This is a genomic window from Virgisporangium aurantiacum (assembly GCF_016863635.1).
GTDB lineage: Bacteria > Actinomycetota > Actinomycetes > Mycobacteriales > Micromonosporaceae > Virgisporangium > Virgisporangium aurantiacum.
This window is the reverse complement of the sequence record NZ_BOPG01000017.1, coordinates 164,026-173,505: the sequence shown is the minus strand read 5'-3', so window position 1 is coordinate 173,505 and position 9,480 is coordinate 164,026. Positions and strand designations below refer to the sequence as shown.

7 protein-coding genes are annotated in these 9,480 nt (G+C 72.0%); 3 read left to right on the top strand and 4 right to left on the bottom strand.

The window, feature by feature from the left end:
- Nucleotides 1-389 precede the first annotated feature (389 nt).
- Nucleotides 390-1,103 carry a hypothetical protein gene (locus Vau01_RS14715; protein WP_203992268.1) on the top strand — a complete coding sequence of 238 codons (714 nt, stop codon included), beginning with the start codon at nucleotides 390-392 and terminating at the stop codon, nucleotides 1,101-1,103.
- Nucleotides 1,104-1,194: 91 nt separating this feature from the next.
- Here Vau01_RS14715 and murQ read toward each other — a convergent pair whose 3' ends face one another.
- Nucleotides 1,195-2,112 (bottom strand): N-acetylmuramic acid 6-phosphate etherase, encoded by a 918-nt coding sequence (gene murQ / locus Vau01_RS14710; RefSeq protein ID WP_203992265.1) that lies wholly within the window; start codon nucleotides 2,110-2,112, stop codon nucleotides 1,195-1,197.
- A complete protein-coding gene (locus tag Vau01_RS14705; RefSeq protein WP_203992263.1) occupies nucleotides 2,109-3,056 on the bottom strand; it encodes a MurR/RpiR family transcriptional regulator in 948 nt (315 codons plus the stop codon). Before Vau01_RS14705 ends, murQ begins: the two co-directional genes overlap by 4 nt.
- An 80-nt stretch (nucleotides 3,057-3,136) precedes the next feature.
- Between Vau01_RS14705 and Vau01_RS14700 the strand changes: the two genes are divergently transcribed.
- On the top strand, nucleotides 3,137-4,120 hold the full coding sequence (locus tag Vau01_RS14700; RefSeq protein ID WP_203992261.1) for an N-acetylglucosamine kinase: 984 nt from the start codon (nucleotides 3,137-3,139) through the stop codon (nucleotides 4,118-4,120).
- A 221-nt stretch (nucleotides 4,121-4,341) separates the two neighbouring features.
- Here Vau01_RS14700 and Vau01_RS14695 read toward each other — a convergent pair whose 3' ends face one another.
- Together Vau01_RS14695 and Vau01_RS14690 are read right to left on the bottom strand one after the other, a co-directional pair.
- Nucleotides 4,342-5,646 (bottom strand): exo-beta-N-acetylmuramidase NamZ family protein, encoded by a 1,305-nt coding sequence (locus Vau01_RS14695; protein ID WP_203992259.1) that lies wholly within the window; start codon nucleotides 5,644-5,646, stop codon nucleotides 4,342-4,344.
- Nucleotides 5,643-7,472 carry a glycoside hydrolase family 3 protein gene (locus Vau01_RS14690; protein ID WP_203992257.1) on the bottom strand — a complete coding sequence of 610 codons (1,830 nt, stop codon included), beginning with the start codon at nucleotides 7,470-7,472 and terminating at the stop codon, nucleotides 5,643-5,645. Before Vau01_RS14690 ends, Vau01_RS14695 begins: the two co-directional genes overlap by 4 nt.
- A gap of 110 nt (nucleotides 7,473-7,582) precedes the next feature.
- On the opposite strand from Vau01_RS14690, the gene Vau01_RS14685 reads away from it, so the two are divergent.
- Nucleotides 7,583-9,442: a serine hydrolase domain-containing protein gene (locus Vau01_RS14685; RefSeq protein WP_203992255.1), complete on the top strand. Its 1,860-nt coding sequence runs from the start codon at nucleotides 7,583-7,585 to the stop codon at nucleotides 9,440-9,442.
- Nucleotides 9,443-9,480: the final 38 nt, after the last annotated feature.

The window sequence follows — 9,480 nt, the reverse complement described above, 5'->3', positions numbered from 1 at the left end:
GGTGCGGCAGTGCGGTGCGGTGCGGCAGTGCGGTGCGGTGCGGCAGTGCGGTGCGGTGCGGCAGTGCGGTGCGGTGCGGCAGTGCGGAGGGGCGGGGCGTCGTACGGAACCGGCCGGCCGCCGGGCGGGACGGCCGGCCGGAGGTGCGCGGCCCGTGATCTGGAGAGCGCTCTCAGGTGCTCAGCGTGGCGCTTTCGTCGAAAGATGTCAATGTCTCTTCGCTTCGGTCGAAACTTCGTGGCCCAATTCCGGATCTTGGACGGTTCGAGGGCCTGTAGGCCCGTCGGGAGTCCAAGATCCGGGGGTGTGGCGGGCGGGCGTTGCGCCCGGGGGGTCGCCGGGCTGGGCTAGCATGGCGCGGGTCCAGGTGACGGGTGAAGCGAGGCGATATGCGGTGGTTCCGGCGGGGGTCGGCCGACAATCAGGTCGTACTCGACCCGGGGCGCCAGCAGGCCCTCATCCAGGAGATCCGGCAGCGGTTCAACCCGAACGCGCGGGCGCGGTTCGACGAGCAGGCGGCGGCGATGGCGCCGATGCTGGGCACCGACGACAACGCCCTGGCGGTGGCCGTCCGCATTGTCCGGGACACCGCGGAGGAAGCGTACGCCGACGTGTTTGCGCAGGTCAGCGACGTGAGCCGGCGTAGCGGGCACCAGTACGCCGTCGACCGGCGCAACTACCGCGCGTTGTGGCGGCATTTCGGACCGCACCTGCGTACGCCGCTGTTCAACCTGCCCTGCGGGTTCCACCCGTACATCCACGTGGCGGCGGCGGTCACCGTGATCGGCGTCCACCCGGCCCGCGTCGTGGCGCTGCCCGGCTCGAACGCGCTGCTGCCACACATGCTCGAGGTGCTCGACCTCACCACGGCGGGCTGGGAGTTCGGCAGCGTGCCGGTGGGCTCCGACGCCGCCCACCTGGCGAACCGGCTGATCTCGGTGTCGCGTCAGGTCATCGACACCATGGACGAGCCGCCGCCGCTGCCGCCGCCGGTGCGCGAGACGATGCGGCGCAACAACACCACCAACGTCATCGACCCGAACGGCGCCGTGATCGGCGGCATCAACCTCGGCGCCGAAATGCGCCGCATCTTCCTCACCTGACCCGTCGATCTTGCAGTTGTGGTGCCCCACAAACCCGACCACAGCAGGGCGATCCTGGCACCACAACTGCAAGATCGACTCGTAGAGGGGGTCAGGCGTGGCCGTTGAGCAACGCTAGGGCCTGGTGGACTTTGCCGTCGGCGGCTTCCAGGGCTTCGCGGGCGCGTTCCGTGCTTGCGGCGGCGACCAGGGTCAGGACGGCCACGCGGGCGTCGCCGTCGGCCTTGCGGAGGGCGTCGCGGCAGGCGGCCACGTCGGCGCCCGTGGCCTCGGCGACGATGCGCAACTGGCGCGCCCGCAGCTTGTCGTTGCTGGCGAGCATGTCGGTCATCAGGTTCGAGTAGGTGCGGCCCAACCGGACCATCGTCGCGGTCGAGAACGCGTTCAGCACGAGCTTCTGCGCCGTTCCCGCCTTCATCCGGGTGGACCCGGTGAGCACCTCCGGACCCGTGTCCGGCGCGATGTGGATGTCCACAATGGACGCGATCGGCGACGACGGGTTCGCCGACACGAACACCGTCGCGGCGCCCCGGGACCGGGCCACCGAGAGAGCGGCGCGCACGAACGGCGTCCGTCCGCTCGCACTGAGCCCGACCACCAGATCGCCCGCGACGACCGCGGCCACCGCGGCGACGCCGGCCGCCTCGTCGTCCTCCGCGCCCTCCGACGGGTTGGTCAACGCGCGCGGGCCGCCCGCGATGTGCGCGACCACGCGGCCCGGCTCGACGCCGAACGTCGGGATCAGCTCGGCCGCGTCGAGCACCGCGATGCGGCCCGACGTTCCGGCGCCGACGTAGTGCACCCGGTGCCCCGACTCCAGCGCGGTGACCGCGAGGTCGACCGCCGCGGCGATCTCGGGCAGGACCCGGCTCACCGCGTCGGCCACGGTGCGGTCCTCGTCGTTGATCAGCCGCAGCAGCTCGAGGGTCGGCATCCGGTCGATCGACTCGCTACGCGGGTTGCGCTGCTCGGTGCGCGACAGCGGCACCGGTTCGACGCCGCCGATCATGCCTGCCGCCGGTCGGTGGCCACCCGCCGGCCGCTGACCGCCTCGTACGTGACATCGAGCGCCATCCGGGTCTCCGCGTAGGTTCGTTGCGCCACCCCGACGAAGACGCAGTCGATGACGGTGAGCTGGGCGAGCCGGCTCGCCATCGCGCCGGACCGGAACGTGGTTTCCCGCGCCGCGGTGGTGAGCACGTGATCGGCCGCCTTGGTGATCGGTGACTTCGGGAAGTTGGTCAACGCGACGGTACGCGCGCCGTGCCGACCCGCCTCGGTGAACGCCTCGATCGTGTCCATCGTGGTGCCCGTGTGCGAGATGCCGAACGCGACGTCGCGCTCGTCGAGCAGCGCCGCGCTGGTGAGGGCGAGGTGCATGTCGCTCCACGCGTACGCGATGCGCCCGATCCGGTGCAGCTTCTGCTGGAAGTCCAGCGCCACGAACGCGCTCGCGCCGACGCCGTAGATGTCGACCCGCCGCGCCGCGACGACGAGATCGACCACCTGCTCCAGGACCTCGATGTCGATCTGCACGGCGGTGTCCTCGACCGCCCGCGCGTCGGCGAACGCGATCTTCTTCACCACCTGGGCGAGGTCGTCGGTCTCGCTGATGTCACCGACCGGTTCGTCGTTGCCGGCGCTGTCGTGCGCGCGTCCGGCCTCGGCGGCGAGCGTGAGCCGCAGCTCCGAGTACCCGCCGAAGCCCATCGCGCGGCAGAACCGGATCACCGTGGTCTCCGAGGACGCGGCGCGCTCGGCGAGGTCGCTGATCGTCAGGTGCGCGGCGGTGGCCGCCTCGTCGATGATCACCTGCGCCACGCGGCGCTCGGCCGGGGACAGGCTGGGCAACAGGCCGCGCGCCCGCACCGTCGTGGGCGAGCGGTCGGCGAACCTGCGGTCCGCCGGTTCTGTTGCGGGGGGACGCGGCGCGCTGCGCCTCCGGCCTGTCATGTAGGAAACTTTCCTTTGCCTCGGTTGCACGGTCAATCGGTGCCACGCCCTAGCCGTGGAACCGGTACGGTCAGCGGATTATGAGCCGAACGTTGGTGGTGGGTGTCGACGCGGGCGGCACGTCGACACGATGCGTGGTGGCGGCGCTCGACGGCACGGTCGTGGGCCGGGGTCGCGCCGGTGGCGCGAACAAGAACAGCAGCGGCGGGCGGCTCGCCGAGACGCTCGGCGCCGCGCTCGGCCCGGCTCTGTCCACAGTGGACGCCGATGCGGTGGCCCTGGGCGTCCTCGGCGCCGCCGGTGCGGCCGGCCGGGGCGGGCCGGTGTTCCGGGCCGCCGCCACCGAGGCGTGGGCGCGGGCCGGCCTGGGCGGCGAGGTCGTCACGGTCACCGACCTCGAGGTGGCCTTCGCCGCGGGTACCGCCGCGCCGGCCGGCACGCTGCTGATCGCCGGCACCGGCGCGGTCGCGGTGCGGTTCGCCGGCGGCGTGCCGGTGCACCGGGCCGACGGGTACGGCTGGCTGCTGGGCGACGAGGGCTCGGCGGTGTGGATCGGCGTCCACGCGCTGCGGGCGGTGCTCGCCGCGCTCGACGGCCGCGGCGAACCGAGCGCGCTCGTCGAGCCGGCGTGCGCGTGGCTGGGCGTCGCCCCGCCGGCCGACTGGTCGCGGGCGGCCCGCGAGGAGTGCGCGCAGGGCGTGCTCGCCGAGGGGTTCGCCCGGCAGCCGGCCGAGCTCGGCCAGTTCGCCCGCGAGGTCAGCGCGATCGCCGACGGGGGAGACGAGGTGGCGGAGCGGATCTGCCACGCCGCCGCCGACCGGTTGCTGAACACGCTGTCGACGGTGGAACCCCCGCCGGGCGCGCCGGTGGTTCTCGGCGGCTCGGTGCTGCTCTCGCCCGGGCCGGTGGCCCGCGAGGTGCGCGAGGGGATCTCCGCCGGGCTGGGCATCGAGCCGCGCGAGGCCGTCGACGGCGCGGCGGGCGCGGCCGCGCTGGCGATCGCCCGCCTCACCGGAGAACCGGTTCCGGCCGACGTCCACAAGCGACTGACCGGTTCCGGCTGACGCAACGCCCTGGACCGCGCCGGTGCTGACCCCACCGGCGCGGTCCAGGACTGGGACCGAGCCTGATGCGCGCGCCTCCGCGCGCGCGGGCCCCAGCGCCTCTGAGGCGCCGCCTTCCCTCGTCGCTCCGGTCGCTGCGCTCCCTGCACTCCTCAGTCCAGGCGGCGCCGGCGCCGAGGCCATCCGGGCCGTGAACAGGTCGGGCATCGCGAGCACGATGTTCATGACCCGAGCCGAGAGTAGATCAGATACTTCCTGCGCCGGGCGTCGAACGCGGCAAGTTCAGCCGACCAGGCGCCGACGACCTCGTCGGTGGGCGCGCCGGCGTCGATCATCGTGCGCATGCGGGTCGACCCGGTGAGCAGGTCGATCCAGTACGGCCGGCTGGTGTTGTCGACCCGCCACTGGAACGCGGCGAACTTGCGGGCCTCGACGAGCATCGCCACGCCGGTGCGGATCGGGTCGAACGCGGCCTGGTCGGTGACCTTGACCTCGATGCCGGCGCACATCTGGTTGGCGAACTTGTTGAACGTGGGCGTGAAGTACGCCTCGCGGAACTCCACGCCGGGCAGGTTCTGCGCGACGACGGCGTCGCACCAGTGGTAGTCCCACGCCGGCCCGCCGATCAGCTCGAACGGACGGGTGGTGCCGCGGCCCTCCGACAGCGACGCCACGCCCTCGAACATCCCGGTGCCCGGGTACACCACCGCCGTGTCGGGGGTGGGCATGTTGGGGCTGGGCAGCACCCACGGCAGGTCGGTGTCGCCGGCCCGCAGGCGGCCGAACCAGCCCTGACAGGTGACGACCTCCAGGTCGACCGAACGGCCCGCCTCGGCCGGCAGGAACTCGCCGTTGTAGAACTTCGCCAGCTCGCCGACCGTCATGCCGTGCTGCTGCACGATCTCCTTGCGTCCCACGCCGGACGTGTAGCCCGCGGTCATCATCGGGCCGTACGCGCGTCCACCGATGGGGTTCGGTCGATCGAGCACGATGTAGCGCAACCCCAATCGCGCGGCCGCGACCATCGAGTCGTAGAGCGTGTAGATGTAGGTGTAGAAGCGGACCCCGACGTCCTGGATGTCGAACACCACGACCTCCGCGCCCGACGCGGTGAGCATCTGCGCCCACTTTGCCTGGCTGGCGACGTAGGCGTCGTAGACGGTCAGGCCGGTGCGGGCGTCGATGCCCGTCCCCTCGCTGCCGCCCGCCTGGGCCGAGCCTCGGAACCCGTGCTCCGGGCCGAAGACGCCGCCGATGGTGATGCCGTCGGCGTGCATGCGGTCGACCAGGTGCCGGTACTCGCGGTCGACGCCGGTGGGGTTGGAGACGACGCCGACCCGCTTGCCGCGCAGCTCGCCCCAGTTCTTGGCGGCCAGCCGGTCCATTCCGGTCTTCACCGGGATGCGCGGGATCAGCCCGGGCCGGGCGGCCGCCGGCGCGACACCACCCAGCCCGCCGGCGGCCACCCCCGCGACGCCCACCGCACTCGTTTGCAGCAGGCGCCGCCTGTCGAGACCCGAACTCATGAAGTCCTCCAACTGAGACCATGGCCGAACGGGTACAGCTCGGTGCCCGGATCACCCGCGACGGGGATCGGGACCGGAAGCCTTCCGTGCGGCGCCGTGACACCGAGCAGGACCTTGGCCAACGATTCCATCGCGACCGCGGTGAAGCTGTACGTCGAAAGATAGGTGGTGACGCCCGGCAGGTGGGCGATGTCGTAGGGATCGCGCACCGCGACCACCACAACCGGGCGTCCCGTCGCCACCAGCGCCCGAATCAGCGCCTGCTGGCGTCCACCCGGATCCGCCGTCGTCGTGTCCCACGCCCGGGAGGTGAGGACGACGGTCAGATCCGTCGTGCCGGCGGCTGTGACCGCCGCGGTGATCTGTGCGTCGGTCGGCAAATTGGTGACGAGTGCCGACGCGCTGGCCCCCCGTGCGGCCAGCGAGCCGGCGAGTGCCGGCACGTTGTTGTAGACGGAGGAGTTCCATCCGGTGACGAGCACCGATTTTCCGGTGCCCGGGTAAGGCAGCAGACCCGCGTCGTTGCGGATCGCCGTGACCGTGCGGTCGGTGACGCCTTGCGCCGCGCGCTGGTGCGCCGGTTGCCCGACGGTGCGCTCGGCGGCTCCCGGGTCGAGCGGCGTCCACGACAACCGGCCGCGCTTCTGTTTGAGCGTGAGGATCCGGCGCACCGACTCGTCGATGCGGGCCTCGGTGAGTTCGCCGTCGGCGACGGCCGTGAGGACGGCGTTGTAGGCGACGTCCAGGTTCGGCGGCATCAGCAGCTGGTCGACACCGGCCTTCAGCGCCAGGACGGGCACCCGGTCGTCGCCGTACTTCTGCCGCACGCCCTCCATCGCGAGCGAGTCGGTGACGACGACGCCCCGGTAGCCGAGTTCGCCGCGCAGCAGGCCGGTGACGATCGGCCGCGACAGCGTCGCCGGATCGCCGGACGGGTCGAGCGCCGGCACCACGATGTGCGCGGTCATGATGGCGTCGACCCCGGCGGTGACGGCCGCGCGGAACGGCGGCGCGTCGACGCGGTTCCACTCCGCGCGGGTGTGGTTGATGACCGGCAGGCCGGTGTGGCTGTCGACGTTGGTGTCGCCGTGCCCGGGGAAGTGCTTGGCGGCGGCCGAGGTGTTCGCGCCGAGCTGGAGCCCGAGCACCTGGCTCGCGGTGAGGCCCGCGGTGAGGATCGGGTCGCTGCTGAACGAGCGCACCCCGATCACCGGGTTGGCCGCGTTCACGTTCACGTCGGCGACCGGTGCCCACGCCTGCCCGATGCCCACCGCGCGCAGTTCCCGCCCGGTGATCTGCGCGGCGGTGAAGGCGTCGAGCACGTTCCTACCGGCGCCCAGCGCCATGTTGCCGGGGAACTGGGTGGCCGGCGCCGGCAGGCGCGACACGACCCCGCTCTCCTGGTCGGTGGAGATCATCAACGGGACGCCGCCGGCAGCCGCCTGCAGCCCGTTGCTCAGCGCCGTGACCTGGCGCGGGTTCTGCAGGCTGTTGGTCCACGCGAAGTAGATGACCCCGCCGAGGTGGTACTTGGACACCACCTGCGCTGGCGTGTCGACGCCGTAGAGGCGACGGTTGGTCGCGGCGTCGGCGGCGGCCGGCGCGTCCGCGTCGGCACCGTAGGCGTAGACGGTGAAGAGCTGGCCGACCTTCTGCGGCAACGTCATGCCGGAGAGAAGACGGTCGATGGGGGACGCGATGGGGCCGGCCGCCGGTGTCGTGCGGTCGGCGACCGGCACAGGGGTGCCGGCCGCCGCTGGGGGCGGCGAACCGGCACCCGCCAACGCGACGGCGAGGGTGAGAACTGCGACCGATCGCGTCCGCATGGCAGCAGAACGTACTAGGGTCACCGTTCGATGGCAATAACCTTCGACCCACTTGAAACTCACGAAGGAAACATTCATCCTGGCCATCGACATGTGGAGAGGTGTTGATGATGCGTCGATGGTCGGTACCGTTGTGCGTGCTCGCTTGCCTCACCGTCGGCGTCACCGCCGCGGGCCCGGCCGGCGCCACCCCGATTCGCGAACCCGTGGGGCCTGACGTGGCCGCCGGGTTTGCCGGACCGGAGGCGGCCGCGCTCGCGGAAGGGCCGCCGACGGTCACCCCCGACGAGATCCGGTTCCGGCGCGACACGCTGCGTCCCGGCACCGCGAGAGACGCCGGCCTGCTGGCCGAGCCGGTCAACGCGCTGCGCGGCATCGCGGAGTCGTACCTGCAGCCCACGCCCGACCACCAGAACTGGCCGACCTACGCCGGCGCCGTGGTGCTCGCGGCGCACAACGGCGTTGTGGTGCAACGGTTCGCGGTCGGCGACGCGGTGCGCTACAGCGCGGTCGGCGCGCCGCCGTTGCGCGTCGGCACCGAACTGCCGGAGTCGGAGCAGATCCCGGCCCGGGTCGACACCATGTACGACCTGGCGTCGATCTCGAAGCTGTTCACCACGATCGTGCTGCTGCAGCAGGTCGAGCGGAAGAAGGTCGACCTCGACGCGCCGGTCGCCACGTACGTGCCGGAGTTCGCGGCCGGCGGCAAGGCCGCGATCACCGTGAAGAACCTGCTGACGCACACCTCGGGCCTGCCGGCGTTCCTGCCGTTCTACAGCACGTACCCGACCCCGGAGACGCGGCTCGCGGCGGCGCTGGCCACCCCGCTCGTCGCCGGCACGTCGCCCGGTAACCAGTACGTGTACTCGGACATCGGGCTCATCGCGCTGGGCGAGCTGATTCAGCGCGTCACCGGAAAAGACCTGGCGACGGCCGTGCGCGACGGAATCACCGCGCCGCTGGCGATGCGCGACACCGGCTACAACCCCGGCCCCGAGAAGCGGAACCGGATCGCGGCCACCGAGTACCAGCCCTACGTGGGGCGCGGCATGGTCTGGGGCGAGGTGCACGACGAGAACGCCTGGGCACTGGGCGGCGTCGCCGGACACGCCGGGCTGTTCTCCACCGCCGACGACCTCTCGATCCTGTGCCAGATGCTGCTGAACGGCGGCACGTACAAGGGCAGGCGGATCCTCGCCGAGGCCACCGTGCGCCAGGCGCTGGTCAACTACAACGCCGGCATCGAGGAGCGCTACCCGGAGAGCGACCGCGGCCTCGGCTTCGAACTCGCCAAGCACTCCTACATGGACGCGCTGGTGACGCCGGTGACGTTCGGGCACACCGGTTTCACCGGCACGTCGATCGTCATCGACCCGCTCCAGCATTCGTTCCTCATCGTGCTGAGCAACCGGGTGCACCCCGACCGGGGCTGGGGAACGAACACGGTCGCCCGGCGGGCGCTCGCCCGGTCGTTCGCCGACGCGCACGCGGTGCGGCCGGTGCTCGGCGGCACCGCGTGGCGCACCCAACGGCGCGACAACGCCACCGTGACGCTCACCGCGCCGCTGCGGAAACCGGCCGGCGCCGCGGCCGTCGCGTCGTTCCTGCTCTGGTACGACACCGAACCGCGCTACGACAGCGTGCTCGTCGAGACCTCGCCCGACGGCGGGCAGAACTGGGTGCCGGCCACACTGTCGCTGCGGACGTTGACGCGTCGCTTCTCCGTCACCACCGGCAGCCTCACCGGCTACGGCGGCCGGGAATGGTGGTACGTCACGGCTCCGGTGCCGACGGGCACCACCCACCTCCGCTGGAGCTACAAGACCGACGTCGCCGCACAGGGCCGCGGCGTCTACACCGACCACGTCCTCGTGCTCGACCCCCGTACATCCGGCGGTGTGTTGTTCGCCGGTGAGGGCGCCGACGCGGGCAGGTTCGTCGCCGACGGTTGGGCGCCGGCGAACTCCTGAGCCCCACCTGCAAAATCCAGACTCCCAGGAACCACCAC

Coding starts and splice junctions, on each gene's coding strand:
- murQ (WP_203992265.1), bottom strand. CDS start 2,112: ATGATCGGCGGCGTCGAACCGGTGCCGCTGTCGCGCACCGAGCAGCGC.
- Vau01_RS14695 (WP_203992259.1), bottom strand. CDS start 5,646: ATGAGTTCGGGTCTCGACAGGCGGCGCCTGCTGCAAACGAGTGCGGTG.
- Vau01_RS14690 (WP_203992257.1), bottom strand. CDS start 7,472: ATGCGGACGCGATCGGTCGCAGTTCTCACCCTCGCCGTCGCGTTGGCG.
- Vau01_RS14715 (WP_203992268.1), top strand. CDS start 390: ATGCGGTGGTTCCGGCGGGGGTCGGCCGACAATCAGGTCGTACTCGAC.
- Vau01_RS14685 (WP_203992255.1), top strand. CDS start 7,583: ATGCGTCGATGGTCGGTACCGTTGTGCGTGCTCGCTTGCCTCACCGTC.
- Vau01_RS14705 (WP_203992263.1), bottom strand. CDS start 3,056: ATGACAGGCCGGAGGCGCAGCGCGCCGCGTCCCCCCGCAACAGAACCG.
- Vau01_RS14700 (WP_203992261.1), top strand. CDS start 3,137: ATGAGCCGAACGTTGGTGGTGGGTGTCGACGCGGGCGGCACGTCGACA.